Here is a 21,399-nt window from a genome sequence, read left to right on the forward strand (position 1 = left end):
AGCAGCCTGCACTTTTTATATTTGCTATATAATCAAAACACTGCCAAACAGCCCAATCCTTATGAAACTTTTCCACCGCATTTTCGCCACCTTCTGCATGGTGATTATCTTGGCCATCTTCATCGTCAGCTTTTCCTTCTGGCTCATTCAGGAAAAGCTGGCGCAAAGCCAGTTCAGCCAACAGCGCAGCATCGAAATCAACCTGCTCTCCAACGCCCTGATGACCTTCCAATCGCAAGGCGAACGCGCCACACGCGAACTGTTGGACCGCTGGGGCAACAGCCCTGCCGGCCGCAACGTCTTAATCATCAAGGGCAACGACAAACTCGATTTGCTCAACCGCAGCATTACCAAAGAAGAAATCACCCACGCCTACGAATACGCCGTCAAGCACCCCAACTCCAATCTGAGCATGATCTATTACGATCCGTTTGGTGAAGAATACCTCTTCTTTATCCGCGATTTCGACCGCGAACAAGTCAAACGCCTGCCCAGCCTCATCATCCCTGGCCTGCCGCTGGAACCTGTGTGGCACGAGCTGATTATTTTTGCCGCCACGCTCGTGGTCGGGCTGATTCTGGCCTATATTCTGGCCAGCAACATCTCCAAACCCATCCGCATTTTGGAATTCGGCATGAACCGCCTGGCCGCCGGCGAATTGGATGCGCGCGTATCGCAGCAGCTGGACGACCGTAAAGACGAACTGGCCAATTTGGGCGTGCAGTTCGACAAAATGGCGGCGCAGTTACAGCAATTAGTGGAACGTGAGCGGCACCTGCTGCACCACGTTTCGCACGAAATGCGCTCGCCGTTGGCACGCATTCAGGCCATCGTGGGGCTGTTGCAGGCGCGGCCTGAGAAACAGGAACAATACATCGCCCGCCTGGAAGGCGAACTGACGCGTATGGACACGCTAGTCGGCGAACTTTTAACCCTGTCGCGCTTGGAAACGGCCAACATTCCCATGGAAAAAGAATCCATTACCCTGCTGCCCTTCATCGCCCAAGTGGTGGAAGACAGCCAGGCAGTTGCCGAGCAGAAACAGCACCACATTGCCTTGGATACCAGCCATCTGAACCCGAACACCTGCATCATGGGCAACGAAAGCTACCTGTACCGCGCCTTCGACAACGTTATCCGCAATGCGATGAAATACAGCCCGAACGGCAGCCGTATCCAAGTGCGCGCTTATGATGACCGCAAAACCGTCCATGTCGAAATCCAAGACAACGGCCCGGGCATCAAACCTGACCAGCTGCCGCATATTTTCACTGCGTTTTACCGCGCCGACAGCAGCAACGGACAGGACGGCACCGGTTTGGGCTTGGCGATTACCAAACACATCGCCCAGCAGCACGACGGCAAACTGATTGCCGACAATGTCGCCCCCAACGGACTGAAAATGCACTTTATTTTCCCCAAATACACCCCGCCGGCCGGCCATAAAAAAACCGCTGCCCAACATCGTTAAACCAACGCTTTAATCAAAAAGGAAACGGCATGTATTTTCTGCTTTCCCCCGCCAAAAACCTGAATGAAAAACGGGATTTCACACCCAAAATCTATTCCCAGCCGCCACTGTTGGAAGAAGCGGAAATCCTGATGAACGACGTGCGGCCGCTTGCCCCGCAGCAAATTGCCGAACTGATGCACGTTTCCGACAAAATCGCCCTGTTAAATGTGGAGCGCAACCAGCAATGGCAGACACCGTTCACGACCGACAATGCCAAACAGGCGCTGTTTATGTTCAACGGCGACGTGTACGAAGGCATTGACGCATACGGCCGCAGCGATGAAGAAATCAGCTACATCCACAACCATGTGCGGATTTTGTCGGGGCTGTACGGCATTTTGCGGCCGCTGGATTTAATACAGCCCTACCGCTTGGAAATGGGCACGCCGCTGAAAAATTCGCGCGGCAAAAATTTATATGAATTTTGGGGCAGCCGCGTTACCGAACGCCTGAACTACACGCTCGAATGCTCGGAAGACGGCATTGTGGTGAATCTGGCGTCACAGGAATATTTCAAAGTATTGCAGCCTGCACAGTTGAACGCGCGCATCATCACGCCCGTGTTCAAAGATGCCAAAGGCGACGGCGCATACAAAATCATCAGCTTTTACGCCAAACGCGCACGCGGCCTGATGGTACGCTACGCCGCGCAAAACGCCGTGGAAGACGTGGAGCAGCTGAAACAGTTCGATTTGGAAGGCTATGCGTTCAACGAAGCTGCGTCCACCGAATCCGAATGGGTTTTCCTGCGCCGCCACGAAGCATAAACAAGGTGCAGGCTGCTTTTCGTCCTTCAAAAGCAGCCTGCACTTTTCCGATTGGCCGAAAATGCCGAAATTTTTTTGCGTTATAATACGCACCGTTTCTTATTTCATTGTCTATCAGAAAGCGAACTTATGACGGCTCAAATCATCAATGGCAAGCAAGTTTCCGAAAAATGTATCGCCCGCGTCGCCGAACAAGTGGCACAGCGCAAAGCGGCCGGATTGCGCGTTCCCGGCCTGGCGGTGGTGCTGGTGGGCGACGACCCGGCCAGCGCGGTGTATGTCCGCAACAAGCAGGCAGCCTGCGATAAAGCGGCGCTTAAATCGTTTTCGCACATCCTGCCCGCCGCCACCGGCGAAGCCGAATTGCTGGATTTGATTGACCGTCTGAATGCCGACCCGGAAGTGGACGGCATTTTGGTGCAACTGCCGCTGCCCAAACACATCAACAGCCAATCCGTTTTGGAGCGCATCCACCCGCAAAAAGACGTGGACGGCTTCCACCCGTACAACATGGGCCGTTTGGCGCAGAAAATGCCGCTGCTGCGCCCCTGCACGCCCAAAGGCGTGATGACCTTGCTGGCGGAATACCAAATCGACATCCGCGGCAAAAAAGTCTGCATTGTCGGCGCATCCAATATTGTCGGCCGCCCGCAGGCTTTGGAAATGCTGCTGGCCGGCGGCACGGTAACCGTGTGCCACAGCGCCACGCAGAATCTGGCGGCGGAAGTGGCGGCGGCGGATATTGTCGTGGCCGCCGTGGGCAAGCCCGATTTTGTGAAAGGCGCGTGGATTAAAGAAGGCGCGGTGGTGATTGACGTGGGTATCAACCGCTTGGCAGACGGCAAATTGTGCGGCGACGTGGAATTCGACGCAGCCGCCGCACGCGCTTCCGCCATCACGCCCGTCCCCGGCGGTGTGGGCCCGATGACGATTGCCAGCCTGCTGGAAAACACATTGCAAGCCGCCCAGTTGCGCGATTGAGTTTGAAACGGCATGAAAAAGCAGCCTGCACTTTATCCATCAGAAGTGCAGGCTGCTTTTGTATCGGCCGTATAACCACAAAATCCGTGTTTATAGTGGATTAAAATAAAAATGAGACAAGGCGGCGAGCCGCAAGGCGTACAAATAGTACGTCAAGGCGAACCAACGCCGTATCATTGCGATTTTAATTCACTATATATTTATGGCATGAAATTCAAACGATTAGCCCGCCATCACGCCACGATGTATCGAATTGAATGATAAACATTATTTTTTATATTATAATGGCACGCAACAATAGCTTTTTATTGTTATTTAAGAATACTTGATTGATTTAAGAAATTTCTGAAAGGGAATAGAATGAGCGAAGCCCAACCTTTTGCGGCCTATTTAAAAAGCAACAGCACCGCCACACACGACAGCGTAGATAACTTGGTGATGTCGGTCAAACCGTTTTCAACGCCTGAAAACTACATCAAGTTCCTGCAACTGCAAGCCATTTTTCATAAAATTGTCGATTCGGTTTACAAAGACAAAGAGTTGAACCAAAAAATTAAAGATTTGGCTTCCATGGCGCGTTACGACGACGTTATCAAAGATTTGCAGGATTTGAACGCGAAAGAAGCCGAAGTGTCGCTGGAAATTCCAAAACCGCAAGGCGCAGAAGCCTTGGGCTGGCTGTATTGCGCGGAAGGCTCGAACCTGGGCGCGGCATTCTTGTTCAAAGATGCCCAAAACAACTTGGGCTTCGGTGCGGAACACGGTGCGCGCCACTTGGCACCACACATGGACGGCCGCGGCAAACACTGGCGCGGATTCGTGGCGCAATTCAACGAGCTGCCCGTTTCCGAGGAGGAAAAGGAAGCCGCGTTGAAAGGCGCGCTAGAAGCCTTTGCTTTCTATAAAGTTTTGCTGCGCGCTATTTTTGAAATCTAAGCATTTCGGCAACGAAAAAGCAGCCTGCACTCGGTTAATGGAAGTGCAGGCTGCTTTTTTATTTCGGCATCACATCATTTGCAGTCGGGCAATACGGTTGTCCAGACTGGGGTGCGTGCTCAACAAAGAATCCTTGGATTCGCTGGCAATGCCCATGGCCGTCATATTTTGCGGCAAACGGCTTTCGCCGCCTTTAAGCCGTTGCAAAGCGGCAATCATTTTGGCCGGGCCGACCAGTTTTGCCGCCCCCGCATCCGCACGGTATTCGCGCTGGCGGCTGAACCACATCACGATAATGCTGGCCAGGAAACCGAACAATACTTGCAGCACCATCGATACGACAAAATAAATGCCCTGATTATTCTCGCCATCACGGCTTTGCGCCACCGCGCTGGCAATAATCCGCGCAAAAAACACCACAAACGTATTCACAATACCTTGAATCAGCGTCAAAGTCACCATGTCGCCATTGCCGATGTGCGCCATTTCGTGTGCCAACACGGCTTCCACTTCATCGCGCGTCATGTTGTTCAGCAATCCGGTCGATACGGCGACCAGCGAGCTGTTTTTGGTGGCACCGGTGGCAAACGCATTAGGCTCGGGCGAATGGTACACCGCCACTTCTGGCATTTGGATATTCCATTGGCGCGCTTGGTTTTCCACCGTTTTCAGCAGCCATGCTTCCACTTCGGTTCTCGGCGAAGTAATCACTTCCGCGCCCACAGATGCTTTGGCCATGCTCTTGGAAAGCAGTAGCGAAATAATCGAACCGGTGAATCCGACCACGGCGGCATACGCCAAAACGCTGCCGGTATCGTGCGCACGGTTCAGCCCGGTAATGTGCAGGATAATATTGATCACGACCAGCACGGCAATATTGGTCGCCAAGAAAAGGAAAATGCGCTTCATGTGTGCCCCACTGTTTGGTTTATTAGAATAAAATTTTGAAGGCTGGATTATCGCAAAATTCACGGTAAAGAACAGCCAAACAAGCGTAAAACGTTGCAAAAGGCGGTGTCAAATCCGAAATTCTGTGCTTATAATCGCCGTTCAAGGGTGCGCTTCGGGCATCGTTTTTGAAACGGAAATTTAATTGGAAAGATGATGAAAATGAACAAATTGATTGTACCGGCTGCTGTGGCCGCTGTTGTGCTTTCTGCCTGCGCGCACACGAAACCCGCCCCTGATAACGCGCCGCAAATCGGCACGGCGAATCCCGCTTCCGCCTTCTGCGAGCAACAAGGCGGCAAATCCGAAATCCGCAAAAACGAAGACGGCAGCGAATACGGCGTATGCCATCTGCCCGATGGCAGCGTGGTGGAAGAATGGGAATATTTCCGCACGAATAATCAATAATTTATCTAAAAAATCAGCCTGCACTCCAAAATTCAAAGTGCAGGCTGCTTTTTTCATTCAAACGCGTTACACGTTCACTTTTTCCGCCACTTCATTGTATTCGGCAATTTCGTTGAAATTCATGTAGCGGTAAATCTGGTCGCCGTTTTCATTGATAATGCCGATGTTGGCGCGGTATTCCTCAACCGTCGGGATTTTGCCGAGTTTGGAGCAAATCGCCGCCAACTCTGCCGAGCCAAGGAACACGTTGGTGTTTTTGCCCAATCGGTTCGGGAAGTTGCGAGTGGAAGTGGACATCACCGTTGCGCCTTCGTGCACTTGCGCCTGGTTGCCCATGCACAGCGAGCAGCCTGGCATTTCCATGCGCGCGCCGGCACGGCCGAGTACGCCGTAGTGGCCTTCGTCCGAAAGCTGGTGCGCGTCCATTTTGGTGGGCGGTGCCACCCACAGGCGCACGGGGATGTCGCTCTTGCCTTCCAGCAGCTTGGAGGCGGCGCGGAAGTGGCCGATGTTGGTCATGCACGAGCCGATGAACACTTCGTCAATCTTCGTGCCGGATTTTTCGGACATGAAGCATACGTCGTCCGGGTCGTTCGGGCAGGCGATAATCGGCTCTTTAATATCGTCCATGTTGATTTCAATCACGGCGGCGTATTCGGCATCTTTATCCGCTTCGAGCAGCTCCGGATTCGCCAGCCATTTTTCCATGGCTTTGATGCGGCGTTCCAGCGTGCGCGCGTCTTGATAGCCGTCGGCAATCATGTTTTTCATCAATACGATGTTGGATTTCATGTATTCGATAATCGGCTCTTTGTTGAGCTTCACGGTGCAGCCTGCAGCGGAACGTTCGGCGGATGCGTCGGTCAATTCAAAGGCTTGTTCCACTTTCAAATCGGGCAGGCCTTCGATTTCCAGAATGCGGCCGGAGAAAATGTTTTTCTTGCCGGCTTTGGCCACGGTGAGCAAACCTTGTTTAATCGCGTAAAGCGGAATGGCGTTCACCAAATCGCGCAGGGTTACGCCCGGTTGCAGGCTGCCTGAAAAGCGCACCAGTACGGATTCGGGCATATCCAGCGGCATCACGCCCGTTGCCGCGGCAAAGGCCACCAAACCGGAACCCGCGGGGAAGGAAATACCGATGGGGAAACGGGTGTGGCTGTCGCCGCCGGTGCCGACAGTATCGGGCAGCAGCAGGCGGTTAAGCCACGAGTGAATCACGCCGTCGCCCGGACGAAGCGACACGCCGCCACGCGTGGAAATGAATTCGGGCAGCGTTTTGTGGGTTTTCACGTCCACCGGTTTCGGATAGGCGGCGGTGTGGCAGAACGACTGCATCACCAAATCGGCAGAGAAGCCCAAGCAGGCAAGGTCTTTCAATTCGTCGCGCGTCATCGGGCCGGTGGTGTCTTGCGAGCCGACGGTCGTCATACGCGGTTCGCAGTAAGTGCCCGGTCGCACGCCTTTGCCTTCGGGCAGACCGCAGGCACGGCCGACCATTTTTTGCGCCAATGTGTAGCCCGCATTGCTTTCAGCAGGGGCTTGCGGCAGTCTGAACACGGTGGAAGCAGGCAGCTTCAAGGCTTCGCGTGCTTTGGCAGTCAGGCCGCGTCCGATAATCAGGTTAATGCGGCCACCAGCCTGCACTTCGTCCAACAGCACTTGCGATTTCAATTCAAATTGGGCAACGGTTTCGCCGTTTTTCACGATTTTGCCTTCATAAGGCAGGATGTCCACCACATCGCCCATTTTCAGCGCGGAAACATCGACTTCAATCGGCAGCGCGCCGCTGTCTTCCTGTGTATTGAAGAAAATCGGTGCGATTTTGCCGCCCAGGCACACGCCGCCGAAACGTTTGTTCGGGATAAACGGGATGTCTTCGCCGGTATGCCAAATCACGGAGTTGGTGGCGGATTTGCGCGAAGAACCTGTGCCGACCACGTCGCCCACATACGCCACGGGATGACCTTTGGCTTTCAATTCGTTCAGCAGTTTAATCGGGCCGATTTCGCCGGGTTTGTCGGGGGTAATGCCTTCGCGCGGGTTTTTCAGCATGGCCAGCGCGTGCAGCGGAATATCGGGGCGCGTCCACGCATCAGGCGCGGGCGACAAATCGTCCGTATTGGTTTCGCCGTCCACTTTGAACACGGTAACGGTAATTTTTTCGGGCACTTTGGGGCGCGAAGTGAACCATTCCGCATCCGCCCAAGATTTCAGCACGGCTTGGGCGTGTACGTTGCCTTTTTCGGCTTTTTCCTGCACGTCGTGGAAGGAATCGAACATCAGAAGCGTGTGTTTCAGGCCGTTTGCCGCAATCGGCGCCAGTTTTTCGTTGTCCAAAAGCTCAATCAGCGGATGGATGTTGTAGCCGCCCAGCATGGTGCCGAGCAGTTCCACCGCTTTTTCGGGCGACACCAGCGGACTTTGCACGCTGCCTTCGGCCACGGCGGCCAGGAAAGAGGCTTTCACTTTCGCCGCATCGTCCACACCCGCAGGCACGCGGTGGGTCAGCAAATCCAGCAGAAACTCGCCCTCGCCGGCAGGCGGATTTTTCAGCAGCTCGGCCAAATCGGCGGTTTGCTGCGCAGTCAAAGGCAGGGCGGGAATGCCCAAGGCTTCGCGCTCGGCGGCGGCTTTACGGTAGGCTTCTAACATTTCTTGGTTCCTTTATGTTTGAGGGTGGATTTTCTTCTTGTGTTGGCGTTGTCCGACGTTGTTTTTGGGTCGGCAACGGTGAAATCATAATCGAATTTAACGTTTGGCGGTAAATTTTTTACACTGCAAAAGCAGCCTGCACGTGAATCGTGTCGGCGGCGATAGGGGTTGCCAATGGCAAATCGTTGTATTGATTCAATAACCGCACAAATTCCTCCAACGGGAGCAGTTCCGAACCGAAACGCTGCATATGCGCGGTATCTTGTTGGCAATCAATCAGTTGTATGCCGCATTGCGCGAAATACGGCACGGCGCGGGCAAAGGCGATTTTGGATGCGTTGTTTTGGCGGCTGAACATGGATTCGCCATAAAACACCTGCCCAAGTTGCACGCCGTAAAAGCCGCCGGCCAGTTGAAAGCAGCCTGCACGGTCGGGATACCAGCATTCGACCGAATGGGCTTTACCCTGCCGGTGCAGCTGCGTGTAGGCGGCGATGAAATCCTCGCCAATCCACGTGCCGCCCTGCCCTTTCCTCGGCGCGGCGGCGCAATGGGCGATGACGTCTTCAAACGCATGATTCACGGTAACGCGGTAGGCGCGGTGGCGCAAAATTTTCTGCAAACTGCGGCCGATGTGCATTTTGTGCGGGAAAATCACGGCGCGCGGGTGCTGCGTGAACCAGTAAAAATCATGTTCGTGCTTCATCCACGGGAAAATGCCCTGCCGATAAGCAGCCTGCACCAGCTCTGCGTTCAAAACGCTGCTGACGGCGACACAGCCGTCACCGCGCAGGTTTTGGGACGGAATGCACGGGAATTCGGGATGTTCCGCGTCGATATAAAAAATGGGGTTCATGGTTCTGGGTTTTCGGCCAATGTATTGTTCAATGCGGCAATAGCGGCAATATATGTCTAAACAAAGTGCAGGCTGCTTTTCACGGGGAAGCCTTCCTTCCGCAAAAAGCAGCCTGCACTTTTTATTCTGCGTGATACTGCCGCACCAATTCCACTTCTTCCGCGCTGCCCAGCACCACCGCCACACGTTGGTGCAGGCCTGTCGGCCGGATGTCCAACATATTTTCACGCGCATTGGTGATTTTGCCGCCCACCTGTTCCACCACCAGCCCCAAAGGATTGGCTTCGTACATCAGCCGCAGCTTGCCTGCTTTGGACGGGTCGCGGTTATCTTTGGGATACAGGAACACGCCGCCGCGCGTCAGGATGCGGTGCACTTCCGCCACCATGCTCGCCACCCAGCGCATATTGTAGTTTTTGCCGCGCACGCCGTCTTTGCCCGCCAGAAGCTCGCCGATATACCGCTGCACCGGCGCTTCCCAATGGCGTTGGTTGGACATATTGATGGCAAATTCCGCCGTTTGCGCGGGAATGCTCATGGATGATTGGGTTTCCACCCATTCGTTGTCATGGTTCAGCGTGAACACGTTCACACCGTGCTTGAACGTGAGCACCAGCAGCGTCTGCACGCCGTACAGCACATAGCCCGCCGCCACCTGCTCGCTGCCTTTTTGCAGGAAACTTTCCGCGTGCAGGCTGCCTTGCGGCTTTTTCAGCACCGAAAAAATCGTGCCGATGGAAATGTTCACGTCAATATTGGACGAGCCGTCCAGCGGGTCGAACAGCACCAAATAGCCGCCCGATTCAGCCGCCGCCACAAAATCGTCTTCCTCCTCGCTCGCCAAACCCGCCACATTCGGGTTTTTGCGCAATGTGTCCATCAGGATTTGGTTGGCAATCACGTCCAATTTCTTCTGCGCCTCGCCCTGAATATTGCCCGTGCCCGCCTCGCCCAGCACGCCCGAAAGCGCGCCCAGCCGCACATTACGGCTGATTTCGACACACGCCGCCACGATGCTCTCCACCGTGCTGGTCAATTCGGGCGCAATCCCGTGCTGTTGGCTGTGCTGCTGCAAATATTGCGAAAATGTCGGCATTTATTGTCTCCCTGTGTTTTTTATAGCGGAACATATTAGTTGGATAGTTCGCGGCTTCACGGCATGATGCCGCCACGTCCGCACAAAAAGCAGCCTGCACCCGTTTGCCCTGCAAATCAATGTGCAGGCTGCTTTTCAATCATGAAAAATCAACGCGTTACCGGTTTATATTTAATCCGTTTCGGTTTCGCGCCCTCTTCGCCCAAACGGCGTTTCTTATCGGCTTCGTATTCCTGATAGTTGCCGTCGAAGAACACCCATTTCGAATCGCCTTCGCAAGCCAAGATATGCGTAGCGATGCGGTCGAGGAACCAGCGGTCGTGAGAAATCACCATCACGCTGCCGGCAAATTCCAGCAATGCGTCTTCCAGCGCGCGCAGGGTTTCCACGTCGAGGTCGTTGGACGGTTCGTCCAGCAGCAACACATTGCCGCCGCTCAACAAGGTTTTCGCCAAGTGCAGCCTGCCGCGTTCGCCGCCGGAAAGTTGCCCCGCGATTTTGCTTTGATCGCTGCCTTTGAAGTTGAAACGACCCAAATATTGGCGGGCGGGAATTTCAAACTGTCCGACCTGCAAAATATCGCGACCTTCGGCAATGTTGTCGAACACGGTTTTGTCGTTTTGCAAACCTTCGCGGCTTTGGTCAATCAGGCTCATTTTCACGGTTTGCCCGATTTTCACTTCGCCGGAATCAGGCTGCTCCTTGCCCGAAATCATTTTAAACAGCGTCGATTTACCCGCGCCGTTCGGGCCGATGATGCCGACAATCGCACCCGCAGGCACTTTGAAGCTCAAATCGTCAATCAGCACTTTATCGCCAAACGATTTGGAAACATTCACAAATTCAATCACTTCGTTACCCAAACGCTCGGCGACGGGAATAAAGATTTCCTGCGTTTCATTGCGTTTTTGGTATTCGTAGTTGCTCATTTCCTCAAAACGCGCCAAACGCGCCTTGGACTTGGCTTGGCGGCCTTTGGCATTCTGGCGCACCCATTCCAATTCCTGCTTCATCGCTTTCACGCGCGCGGCTTCGGATTTCGCCTCGTTTTCCAAGCGTTTTTCTTTCTGCTCCAGCCAAGACGAGTAATTGCCTTTCCACGGAATACCGTGTCCGCGGTCGAGTTCTAAAATCCATTCGGCGGCATTGTCCAAGAAGTAGCGGTCGTGCGTTACCGCGACCACCGTGCCGGAGAAGCGCACGAGGAATTGCTCCAGCCATTCGACCGATTCCGCATCCAAGTGGTTGGTCGGCTCGTCCAACAGCAGCATATCCGGCTTGCTCAACAAGAGTTTGCACAAAGCGACGCGGCGTTTTTCACCGCCGGACAGATTGCCGATTTTGGCATCCCATTCCGGCAGGCGCAGCGCATCGGCGGCGATTTCCAATTCGTGTTCCGCACCGCCGCCCGTGGACGAACCTGCCGCAATAATCGCTTCCAAGCGACCCTGTTCTTCCGCCAACGCGTCAAAATCCGCATCGGGATTGGCGTACTCGGCATATACTTCTTCCAAACGTTTCTGCGCGGCGGCCACTTCGCCCAAACCGCTTTCCACTTCCTCGCGCACGGTCTTTTCCGGATCAAGCTCCGGCTCTTGCGGCAGATAGCCGATTTTGATGCCACCCATCGGCACGGCTTCGCCCTCAAATTCCTTATCCACACCCGCCATAATCCGCAGCACGGTGGACTTGCCCGCGCCGTTCAAACCGAGCAGGCCGATTTTCGCGCCGGGGAAGAAGGAAAGGGAAATATCTTTAATAATGGTTTTCTGCGGCGGCACAACCTTGCTCACGCGCAGCATGGAATAGACGTATTGTTGGGACATGGTTTCGGTCTTTCTATCTGAAAATGGAAATAGCGTAATTTTAACGGAAATCAGGCGGTGCAGGCTGCTTTTTGCATCATTCTTCTGCTAAAGATGCCGTTTTGCGCCGCAGCGCACGCACGAACAGGCTGCGGGACACGGGAAAGCTGCGCAACGTTACCGAAGCCGCACCCTTCCAGGTGTAGTAATACCGTCCGTCAATATCGGGTTCCGCCCGCACCAAGCCCATTTGCGCCAAATATTCGCGCTGCCGCCCCAGCCAATACAGTATGCGGCGGCTGTACGGCTCGTCATCGTTCGGAGCAAGCGGTTCGGCGGGGCGCGTTTTGCGGCAGATGGCCTGGTGCAGGCTGCATAGTTGCGCCACCGTACTTTTGTGTGGCTCGGCGTTATATATCGGCAGTTGCGGAATCAGCGGGTGTGCGGCTTGGGGAATATTGCTCACCGTCAGGCTGCTGCCATCCGCATATTCTTCGAAAATGTCCGTATAACACGCCTGCTGCCCGTTCAACGCATACAGCACGCCGACCAGGCTGCGCCGCCCTTCATGCCGGTACACCGCCATGGCCGCCTGAAATGGCGGATTGGCGCATTTCAGCCGCATGGTCTGCCACACGGAAAACCCGTTGTCCAGCATTTCCGCGTGGCGTGCGGCAAACGCGCGGTTCTGCTGCGCCAAAAATTCATCGGCAGGCACATCGTCCGCCCGAAAATAGGTCATAAACGCCTGCTGGTATTTGATGCTCGCCATTGCAATCAACATGAACATAACGACCAAAAATGCACCCCACGCCAGTATTTCCCCGACCAACAGCCTTTCGGCGGCATAGGCATTCCACCATTCCTGCATCATCTTCCTCCTTGTTTTCGAACAGTTTTTGCACGGCGACCTTTTCGGGCATACCACGTCAATACCGCATAGCGCGTTGCCAGCATGGCGATATAGACCGGCAGTATGGCGGAAGCAAAATAGCTGTACATCTCGCTGCGGTATATCTGCACCCACGCGTTCCTGCCGAACCATTTGACGGACAGCAGCGTCAGTTCCGCCGTACCAAATATCAACACCAGCGTTGCCGCCAGCTGCACCCACCCCGCGTTCGCCTTTTGGCTGATTTGTTTCAGGCGGTAAATTTGGCGGTCGGCCACGCCCCTGCGGCGCAGCAGCCCTATCGGCAGCCTGTTGAACAACGTTGCGCACAGCAAAACCAGCCCGACAAAAACCGGAATATCCACATCAAAATTCAAGCCGCCGCCCTGCCCTTTGCCCTTGGGCGTGTACAGCCCGAGCGACACGGACAGCACCAGCAGCAATACGCACAACAGGATGACGGAAAGCTGTGCGGCCGGGAAATATCGGGCGAGCGTGTAGCGTTCTTTTCGTGTCGGCATGAGTATCTTTCGGTTGTTCATCGGGTTATATAGCAGATTAAATTCAAACCGGGGCAAGGTGGCAATGGGTGTCGTGTGCGAGTAGTCCATAAGGATATGGGTAACGCCGTACTCATTTGAATTTATTTAATTGACTGAATTTAATTGACGATATTAAAGTGCAGGCTGCTTTTTGGCGGCCGAACACCTCAAAAAGCAGCCTGCACCCTGTTTTTATTGCAACTGCCGCGCCACATCGTCCAAGCCCTGATTCAGGCTTTCCAACATGGCCGCATAACCATCGCCCTTCTGCGGCGTAACCGCATGGAACGCGCGGATGCTCCCGTTCGGCAGCCGCGCATAACCGCGGATTTCCGTCTGCCCCAGATAGCTGCCTTGAAAACGGTCGATGAACAGCGTGATGGCGGGCGATTTGGCCGCACCCTCGGCGGGGCGGAAGTGCAGGCTGCTTTGACGGTTCAACTTGTTCGCCACGGCCGCCGCCAACCCGTTGGACAGCGGCGCCGCCCACAGGTTGTGCTGCGTCATCTGCACCGTATGCTCATCGCTTTGATACAGCAGGCTTTGGCGGTTCAAAGGCTCCGCCAGCACCACATACACATTCGTCCACACCGTCTGCTTGGGCGTGTTGGCCGACACAAACGCACTGTCGGGCAGCTGGTAATACACGGTCGGAGTGCTGCTGCACGCCGCCAGCGCCGTCAATGCCGCCAGCATCGGCACCGTCCGTTGCCACATCGTTTTCATCATCTTATTTTCCTCTCGGTATCGGATCTTTGCCGTTTTGGTTGAAAATCAGCGCGTTGGGTTTTTCGTTCAGCGTGCGCACCAAAGGTTGGACGTCTTGCAGCGTGCGGTTCAGCGCGGCCAACGTTTGCTGGATGTCTTGATACATCGGCGATTCGGGCGACACGCCTTGCAGCGTTTTACGCAATTCCTGCAACGTGGCATTCAATTCGGCCGGCATTTTCTGCGTGCTGTTCTGCCCCAGCAGGCGGTTGGCGGAAGCCAGCGTTTGTTTGAGCTGGTTCAGGCTGCCGTTGAGTTCGCCCAACGTTTTGTCCAGCGGCAGAGAATTGAATTTGTCCAGCAGGCGACCAACTTTGTCTTGCAATTCGTCCAAGCCGCCGCTGCCTTTGCTGGCAATGACCGTGTGGCCGTTATATTGCGCGTGCGGTTTGAGCAGCGCGTCGCCGGACGAGCTGTCCACCAATTCCACCATTTTGCTGCCCAGCACCAAATTGTTGCTCGACAGCGTGGCCACCAGGCCTTTGCCGAATGCAGCCTGCATGGCGTTCTGCCAATATTCGCGCGTTTGCGGTTCGTCGCCGCGCTCCATGCTGTCGGGGTCGAGCCGCAGCCGCACGGGCACCCAGCCGTTTTCAAACAGCTTGGCGCTGTCGCCGTCTTGGAAATACGGCACTTGCGCCACCGTGCCGATACGCATTCCGCGGTATTCCACCGGCGCGCCCGCCTCCAAGCCGCGCACGGAGTTTTTGAAAAACACCACGTAATACAGCGTCCGCTCATTGGGTTTGTTTTCCAATTCGGCACGGTCGTTGAACACGGTAAATTCCTGATTGTTCGCGGCAGCCTGCACTTTCTGCCCCACGGCGGCGGTGGGTGTGTTGAACGCAATCGCGCCCGACAAAATGGCCGGCAGCGGTGCAGAATCAATTTTCACGCCGCCGCCGTCCAAACGCACGCTCACGCCGCTGTCCAACCAAAACTGGCTGTTGCTTTTCACCAGCACGTCGTTCGGGCTTTGAATGAAAATGCTATATTCCACGTTCTGCGTCTTCGGATTGAATTTTGCGGTTTCCACCGAGCCGACCGTCAGGTTTTCAAACATCACGGGGCTGCCTGCACCCAGCATTTTGGAATTGTGCCCCACCAGTTTCAGGCGCAGGCCGTGTTGCCCCATGGCCGAAATGGGCGGCAGCTCGGATACGGTGAACGTGCTGGCTTCTTCTTGGCTGCTGCCGGGCGCGAACGAAATGTACGAACCCGAAAGCAGCGTGTTCAGACCGGTCACGCCGTTTTGGTCGATGCGCGGCTTCACCACCCAAAACTGCGTGTCTTCGCGCATCATTTCGCGCGCGTTCGGCTGCAGTTTGGCGACGACTTCCACGCCTTTGTGGTCGGGGCGCAGGCGGATGCTGCTGACGCGCCCGATTTCCACATTCAAAAGGCGGATGGTGGTGGTATTGACTTCGATGCCTTCCGCATTGTCCATCAGCAAGGTGATTTCGGGGCCCTGCTGGCGCGAATAGTCCACCAAAAGCCAAATGCCGGCAATGGCGGCAATCAGCGGGATAATCCACACGGTGGAAGCCAGCGTTTTGCTTTGGCGGACGTGTGCGTGTCGGTGTTTTGAAGATTCTGTCATGATGTTTGTTCTGTGGTAGGTCGGATAATGGATTCTGGCGGCGCTGCGTCTTCCCGGTATTTGTCCCACAGCAGGCGCACATCGAAGAAGTGGGCGGAGAGCATGGTCAGGATAACGACCAGGCAGAAATAAATGGCGGCCGGGCCGGGGGTGACGCGGGCGATGTGGCTGTGGAACGCGCTCATCATAATGATGATGACGAAAATATCAATCATCGACCAGCGGCCGACGGCTTCGGTAATGCGGTATTGCAGCGACAGCACGCGAATCGGCAGGAACAGCCCGAAGCGCGCATTGGCCAGCAACACCAGCATAGAGACGATTTTCAGCGTGGGCACAGCAATGCTGGCGGAAAAAATAATGCTGGCGATGAGTTTGTCGCCGTCGTTCCACATATAGAGAATGCCGCTCATGATGGTGCTGATTTCCTTGCTCATGGGGTTTTCGGAAATCATGATAGGCAATAGGTTGGCAGGGAAATACAGCACAATCGCAGCCAACAAAAAGCAGCCTGCAACGTGCAGACTGTACGGCCGGCGGTCGAACAGTTCGGAATCGCACACGCTGCAATAGCTTTCGTTGGCCGGGCGGAAAAACAGGCAGCGCGAACAGCAGATGTGGTGCGGGTCTTCGTGCAGGAGTTCGTGGCTGCGGCGGCGGATTTGGTAATACACCCAATGGCTGGGCACGGCCACGGCGGTACGCAGCAGCAGCACCGCCCACACGGGCATCAGCCAGAACGCCTGCCCGAATTCCACCGTTGCCACCGTGCGGATTTTGATATACGCCACCAGCATGGAAATGAAGAACACATCGACCATAATCCATTCGCGCAGCCGCACCAGCCAGCGCGTCAGCCACAAAACGCTTGCAGGCTGCTTTTGCCACAGCAGCGCGCCATACACCCAAATGCAGGCACACAAAAACACGGCCGGCGTGCCAAAAGTGAGCAGCAGCATCACCGTGCCCAGAAACGCCCAATCGCCTTGCAACAGCGATTGCAGCATGCCCGGCAGCGTGAGCGGCGAAAACACCCCCGTCATCTGCACCGTCACAAAGGGCAGGCTGTACACCAAAAACATCAGCATCAGCGCGGCCGATGCGCACGCCAACGGTAGCAGGAACGGCTCGTTTTCAACGCGCACCAAATGGTGGTGGCAGCGCGGACATTCCGCCCGTTGCCCTTGGCGCAGCTTGGGGATGCGCGTGCGCAGGCCGCATTCGGGGCAGTCGATGGTGTGCGCAGGCAGCGTGGCAGAAGGCATATAGGCTTTCCGCCACACTTTTTGGGCATGTTTGACGAACCAGGATGAACGGCGCATGGGTTTGAAACGGCAACAAAAAACGCCATTATAGTGGATTTGGCACGGCTGCTGTGGCAAACGGCGGATTTTTTGGCGTGCATGCTGCTTTTGTGTTGGGGATTCGCCGCCGAAACGGGTTTGCGCAATCAAAAAGCAGCCTGCACTTGATGCCGCGCGCATTCGCGGAAAATGATTCGGTAAAGCGCGGATTCGGCAGGCTGTGCTTCCCTTTCAGGCACGGAATTTCCGGCGGTGTTCATGGCGTTGCGCCGCCATACCCGCGCTTGGGGTCAGCTGCAATCGCCCTATTCCACAGAACAAGGACGGATGGGCTGTACATCCGAAAAAAGCAGCCTGCACTTTAAATGGGAGATTGTCCGACAAAGTGCAGGCTGCTTTTGGGATGCGGTGAAACCGAAATAAACGCGGGCGGCGCGGCTTTTTGCATGGCAACACTTTGTGCCACGGGCTGCCGCCCCAAAGCGTGGGTATGGCGGCGCAACGCCATGAATACCGCCCGATTACGGTGTGCTTGGATTTTGGCGGCCGTCCTGCGCCCAAAACGCCTGCATCACATCGGGGCGGACTTTGCGGACGAACCAGAAGCCTTGTTCAAAAGCAGCCTGCACCTGCGGCAGGGTTTGCCAATCGGGGTGGTTCGCGCCGTGTGCGAAGCGGATGCAGCGATGGTTGTCGTTGTGCAGGGCAAGCTGCGCGGCGTGCCGTTGGGCGATGAATTGGAAGAAATGTTCGTCCGGGCAGAGTTTGTGCCGGAAAAATGGCCGCATGTCGGCGGTGGCATCGAGCAGCAGTTGCAATGCAGCACGGTCAGCGGAAAACCATTGGCTGCCGGCCCATGCGGTTTGGCGGCTCGGCAGCAGTCGGTCGGCGCATTGGGCGGCTTTGGTCAGGCATTTGCCTGTCAGGCTGCGCTGCCACGATGTGTCGGCGTGCGGCAAGGAAAAGCGGACGCGGTAACGCAGGCGCGGCACGTTTTCGCAGGTCAAAAACAGGCAGCCTGCACCGGCCGCCGCCATTTGCCGTTCGATGGTTTCGGGCGTTTGCAGCGGCAGGCAGTCGCCGCTCATCAGGTGGAAACATTGGTGTTGCGGTTGCGCCAAGGCCGCCTGCATCAGGGCGAGCGTGGCTTCAATCATGCTGAAGCCGCCCCAGCGAACGTCGATGCGCTGCGGCAGCACGGACACATTGGGCAGCCCGTTCAAAAAGGCAATGCCGCCCGCATCGGATTTGGCATCGTAATGCACATAAAAATGGTGCTGCGGCGCGCGTTGCGCCATCAGAGGCAGGTGGTGCGGCGGCGTGTGGCAAAGGAGAAGATGGGCGGTACTCATGATGCGCAGGCTGCTTTTGGCAATGTGGGAGAAATGGGTAATGAATGGCGCGGCAAGACAAAATGCAGGCTGCTTTTCGGTGATAAAAAGCAGCCTGAACTCAGTTTACTTGCCGTCCTCGCTATCCAAAAAACTTTTCAGTTTGTCCGAACGGGTCGGATGGCGCAGCTTGCGCAACGCTTTGGCTTCGATTTGGCGGATGCGCTCGCGCGTCACGTCAAACTGTTTGCCCACTTCTTCCAGCGTGTGGTCGGTGTTCATATCGATGCCGAAACGCATACGCAGCACCTTCGCCTCACGCGGGGTCAGGCTTTCCAGCACGTCGGCGGTCACCTCGCGCAGGCTGGAATACATGGCCGCTTCGGCCGGCGCCACATTGTTCACGTCTTCGATAAAATCGCCCAAATGGCTGTCGTCGTCGTCGCCAATCGGCGTTTCCATCGAAATCGGCTCTTTGGCGATTTTCATGATTTTGCGGATTTTGTCTTCCGGCATATCCATCAGTTCCGCCAGTTTTGCCGAATCGGGTTCTTCGCCCGTCTCTTGCAGGTATTGGCGCGAAATGCGGTTCATTTTGTTAATGGTTTCAATCATGTGCACCGGAATACGGATGGTGCGCGCCTGGTCGGCAATCGAGCGGGTAATCGCCTGGCGGATCCACCATGTCGCATATGTCGAAAATTTGTAGCCACGGCGGTATTCGAACTTATCCACCGCCTTCATCAAACCAATATTACCTTCCTGAATCAAATCAAGGAACTGCAAACCGCGGTTGGTGTATTTCTTGGCAATGGAAATCACCAGGCGCAAGTTCGCCTGAATCATTTTCTGTTTGGCCGCAGCGGTTTCTTTTTCGCTTTTCACCATGTTTTTGCTGATTTCTTTCAGCTCGGCAATGGAAATCCGCGCGTGCGCTTCCAATTCCGCCATTTTGGCCTGCTTTTCCAAAATATCGTGTTTGAAACGCGCCAAGGTTTCGCTCCACACGCGGTTTTTGCCGATTTCCTCTTCCAGCCATGCCAAATTGGTGGCGTTCGGCATGAAGTGTTCGATGAAATAATCCCTGTCCATGCGCACGCGGTCTAGGCAGATGTCGCGGATTTCGCGTTCCAAACGGCGGATTTGCTCGACACGGCCGCGCAGGTTTTCGCTCAGGTTTTCAATTTGGCGTGTGGAGAAACGCACTTCCAACAGTTTTTGCGCAATATTGTTGCGGTGTTTCAGATACGTATCGTGCTTGCTGTGATGTTTGTCCAAAGCCTTCACCATCAGGCCGTAGCTTTTTTCGATGTGTTTGAAGTGCTCCAGCACCTGCGCCTTAAGCTCTTCCAGATTTTGCTGGCTTTCCAGGCTGCCGGAATCGGCATCTTCGTCGTCTTCGCCGCCGTCTTCGTCATCTTCGCCGCCGTCGCTTTCTTCGGCCGGATGCGCGCTGTTGTTTTCCAAATGCCCCAAGCCCAGTTCGTTGAGCAGCACTTCGTTCGGGTCGATAATGGCTTCGACCACTTCATCGACACGGATTTCGTCTTTTTTCACTTGGTCAATCAAGGCCAAAATTTCGCCCACGGAACCCGGGCAGGCGGAAATGGCCTGAATCATGTTTTTCAGGGCATTTTCGATTTCTTTGGCAATTTTGATTTCGTCTTCGCGCGTGAGCAGCTCCACCTGACCCATTTCGCGCATATACATCCGCACGGGGTCGGTGGTGCGGCCGAATTCGGAATCCGCCTGCGACAACGCGGCTTCGGCTTCGGCAACGGCGTCTTCGTCCGTCATGGCGCTGCTGTTGTCGCTCATCAGCAGTGTGTCGGCATCGGGCGCTTCTTCGGTCACCTGAATGCCCAAGCCCTGAATCATGTTCACCACGCCGTCAATATGCTCGGCATCGGACATATCGTCCGGCAGTGCGTCGTTAATTTCGGCATAGGTGATATAGCCGCGCTCTTTGCCCTGCAAAATCAGGCGGCGCAGGCGCTCGCGCTGCTCTTCGGGCGACAGGGGGCGGTTGTCGTTGAGTTGGTCTTCGGTTTCGTTATCGGGATAATCTTGTGGTTCGGACATGGGCTTCTCGTTTTCAAAGGATTGCAGGCTGCTTTTGCGATATGCGTGTCGGTTTGGCACTCACTCGGCGGGGTGCGTGAAATAATAAAGCAGCCTGCACAGTTGGTTTCTGCAATAGCGCGTGCCGGCTTTCAGAACGGTGTTCGTTTATTTGTTAAAACATAGCGGATTGGCTATGTGCGTGGATATGGTGGCGGCACCTTGCGTTTGCAAGGCTGAAAGCACGAAATTATAGCAAATTTTCTGTGGGATTTGAGTAGGCGCATGCAAACCGGGCGGGAAAAGCGCAGGCGGGAATCTTCGTAAACCTTCGGATTTGAGCGCGGTTCAAAGCGGCGACATTTATTTTCAATGAATTGATAAATTTATTCAACGCAATATATCTCAAACGGAGTTTTGCAAAAGGGTGCAGGCTGCTTTTCACCCGTTCAAAAGCAGCCTGCACCCAAATCATTTGCCCAAACAGCGTGTCCCTACCTTGCCCCATCCTTCACCAGCACAATCACCAATTCGCTGTCGTCGGTTATTTTGATGGCAACGTATTCGCTACCATCCGCCTTCAGGACGCTGCCCGGCCGCAATTCCTGCCTTTTTCCGCCATCAAACAAAAATACCGAGCTGCCTTTGGTTTGGGTAACCAGCAGGGTGTGGCCGGGGTGGTTGTGGCGGGGGATTTCCTTGCCTTTGGGCAGGGTTTCACGGATGACGGTGTAGTTGACGCCTTCAAAGACTTTGCCCGTGCTTTGGGCGATTTCGGCGGCAGGCACGGCTGCGGCAGAGAGACTGATGAGGATAGCGAAAAGTTGGGTTTTGATGTTTTTCATGATGGTTTTCCTTTGGTTGCAGACAAAATTTATGGCAGATTAAAATTGCAATGATACGGCGCTGCCAACGCCCTTATGTACTCTAGCTGTACAC

19 protein-coding genes are annotated in these 21,399 nt (G+C 55.1%); 6 read left to right on the plus strand and 13 right to left on the minus strand.

Going from position 1 to position 21,399, the window contains the following annotated elements; all coding sequences use genetic code 11:
- Window positions 1-61: 61 nt before the first annotated feature.
- From HMPREF9098_RS04695 to HMPREF9098_RS04710, 4 genes are all read left to right on the plus strand, one after another.
- Window positions 62-1,471 carry a sensor histidine kinase gene (locus HMPREF9098_RS04695; RefSeq protein ID WP_003782476.1) on the plus strand — a complete coding sequence of 470 codons (1,410 nt, stop codon included), beginning with the start codon at window positions 62-64 and terminating at the stop codon, window positions 1,469-1,471.
- Window positions 1,472-1,500: 29 nt separating this feature from the next.
- Window positions 1,501-2,280 (plus strand): peroxide stress protein YaaA, encoded by a 780-nt coding sequence (gene yaaA / locus HMPREF9098_RS04700; protein WP_003782477.1) that lies wholly within the window; start codon window positions 1,501-1,503, stop codon window positions 2,278-2,280.
- Window positions 2,281-2,409: 129 nt separating this feature from the next.
- The gene (gene folD, locus HMPREF9098_RS04705; RefSeq protein WP_003782479.1) at window positions 2,410-3,261 is read left to right on the plus strand and encodes a bifunctional methylenetetrahydrofolate dehydrogenase/methenyltetrahydrofolate cyclohydrolase FolD; all 852 of its coding nucleotides are present in this window, start codon (window positions 2,410-2,412) and stop codon (window positions 3,259-3,261) included.
- Window positions 3,262-3,621: 360 nt separating this feature from the next.
- Entirely contained in the window at window positions 3,622-4,197 is a 576-nt protein-coding gene (locus HMPREF9098_RS04710) for a biliverdin-producing heme oxygenase (protein ID WP_003782481.1), read from the plus strand.
- Window positions 4,198-4,266: 69 nt separating this feature from the next.
- Here the strand turns inward: HMPREF9098_RS04710 and htpX are convergent, their stop codons facing one another.
- Window positions 4,267-5,106: a protease HtpX gene (htpX, locus tag HMPREF9098_RS04715; protein ID WP_040564271.1), complete on the minus strand. Its 840-nt coding sequence runs from the start codon at window positions 5,104-5,106 to the stop codon at window positions 4,267-4,269.
- Window positions 5,107-5,307: 201 nt separating this feature from the next.
- On the opposite strand from htpX, the gene HMPREF9098_RS04720 reads away from it, so the two are divergent.
- Complete coding sequence (locus tag HMPREF9098_RS04720) at window positions 5,308-5,553, plus strand: putative hemolysin (RefSeq protein WP_040564731.1); 246 nt, start codon at window positions 5,308-5,310, stop codon at window positions 5,551-5,553.
- A gap of 66 nt (window positions 5,554-5,619) precedes the next feature.
- Here HMPREF9098_RS04720 and acnB read toward each other — a convergent pair whose 3' ends face one another.
- The 9 genes from acnB to HMPREF9098_RS04765 form a co-directional block, all read right to left on the minus strand.
- On the minus strand, window positions 5,620-8,205 hold the full coding sequence (acnB, locus tag HMPREF9098_RS04725) for a bifunctional aconitate hydratase 2/2-methylisocitrate dehydratase (protein WP_003782484.1): 2,586 nt from the start codon (window positions 8,203-8,205) through the stop codon (window positions 5,620-5,622).
- A 118-nt stretch (window positions 8,206-8,323) separates the two neighbouring features.
- Entirely contained in the window at window positions 8,324-9,061 is a 738-nt protein-coding gene (gene aat / locus HMPREF9098_RS04730; protein WP_003782486.1) for a leucyl/phenylalanyl-tRNA--protein transferase, read from the minus strand.
- A 121-nt stretch (window positions 9,062-9,182) separates the two neighbouring features.
- Window positions 9,183-10,157, minus strand: coding sequence for a class 1 fructose-bisphosphatase (locus tag HMPREF9098_RS04735; protein ID WP_003782488.1), 975 nt, complete (start codon window positions 10,155-10,157; stop codon window positions 9,183-9,185).
- A gap of 149 nt (window positions 10,158-10,306) precedes the next feature.
- On the minus strand, window positions 10,307-11,983 hold the full coding sequence (gene ettA / locus HMPREF9098_RS04740) for an energy-dependent translational throttle protein EttA (protein ID WP_003782489.1): 1,677 nt from the start codon (window positions 11,981-11,983) through the stop codon (window positions 10,307-10,309).
- Window positions 11,984-12,059: 76 nt separating this feature from the next.
- Entirely contained in the window at window positions 12,060-12,836 is a 777-nt protein-coding gene (locus HMPREF9098_RS04745; protein ID WP_003782490.1) for a hypothetical protein, read from the minus strand.
- On the minus strand, window positions 12,833-13,375 hold the full coding sequence (locus HMPREF9098_RS04750) for a hypothetical protein (RefSeq protein WP_040564273.1): 543 nt from the start codon (window positions 13,373-13,375) through the stop codon (window positions 12,833-12,835). The genes HMPREF9098_RS04745 and HMPREF9098_RS04750 overlap by 4 nt, the downstream gene beginning before the upstream one ends.
- Window positions 13,376-13,588: 213 nt before the next feature.
- Window positions 13,589-14,125: a PqiC family protein gene (locus HMPREF9098_RS04755; protein ID WP_003782495.1), complete on the minus strand. Its 537-nt coding sequence runs from the start codon at window positions 14,123-14,125 to the stop codon at window positions 13,589-13,591.
- A gap of 1 nt (window position 14,126) precedes the next feature.
- Window positions 14,127-15,764, minus strand: a complete 1,638-nt coding sequence (gene pqiB, locus HMPREF9098_RS04760; protein WP_003782497.1) for an intermembrane transport protein PqiB — start codon at window positions 15,762-15,764, stop codon at window positions 14,127-14,129.
- A complete protein-coding gene (locus tag HMPREF9098_RS04765; RefSeq protein WP_050781266.1) occupies window positions 15,761-17,029 on the minus strand; it encodes a paraquat-inducible protein A in 1,269 nt (422 codons plus the stop codon). The genes pqiB and HMPREF9098_RS04765 overlap by 4 nt, the downstream gene beginning before the upstream one ends.
- 297 nt (window positions 17,030-17,326) lie before the next feature.
- Here HMPREF9098_RS04765 and HMPREF9098_RS11695 point away from each other — a divergent pair, with 297 nt between their 5' ends.
- Complete coding sequence (locus HMPREF9098_RS11695) at window positions 17,327-17,491, plus strand: hypothetical protein (protein ID WP_003782501.1); 165 nt, start codon at window positions 17,327-17,329, stop codon at window positions 17,489-17,491.
- A 98-nt stretch (window positions 17,492-17,589) separates the two neighbouring features.
- On the opposite strand, the gene HMPREF9098_RS04770 is transcribed toward HMPREF9098_RS11695, so the two are convergent.
- From HMPREF9098_RS04770 to HMPREF9098_RS04785, 3 genes are all read right to left on the minus strand, one after another.
- Window positions 17,590-18,420: a beta-1,6-N-acetylglucosaminyltransferase gene (locus HMPREF9098_RS04770; protein ID WP_040564274.1), complete on the minus strand. Its 831-nt coding sequence runs from the start codon at window positions 18,418-18,420 to the stop codon at window positions 17,590-17,592.
- A 105-nt stretch (window positions 18,421-18,525) separates the two neighbouring features.
- On the minus strand, window positions 18,526-20,481 hold the full coding sequence (gene rpoD, locus HMPREF9098_RS04775) for an RNA polymerase sigma factor RpoD (protein ID WP_040564275.1): 1,956 nt from the start codon (window positions 20,479-20,481) through the stop codon (window positions 18,526-18,528).
- A gap of 473 nt (window positions 20,482-20,954) precedes the next feature.
- Window positions 20,955-21,305 carry a cupin domain-containing protein gene (locus HMPREF9098_RS04785; RefSeq protein ID WP_003782508.1) on the minus strand — a complete coding sequence of 117 codons (351 nt, stop codon included), beginning with the start codon at window positions 21,303-21,305 and terminating at the stop codon, window positions 20,955-20,957.
- Between the last annotated feature and the right edge of the window lie 94 nt (window positions 21,306-21,399).

The sequence above is a fragment of the Kingella denitrificans ATCC 33394 genome (assembly GCF_000190695.1).
Lineage (GTDB): Bacteria > Pseudomonadota > Gammaproteobacteria > Burkholderiales > Neisseriaceae > Kingella_A > Kingella_A denitrificans.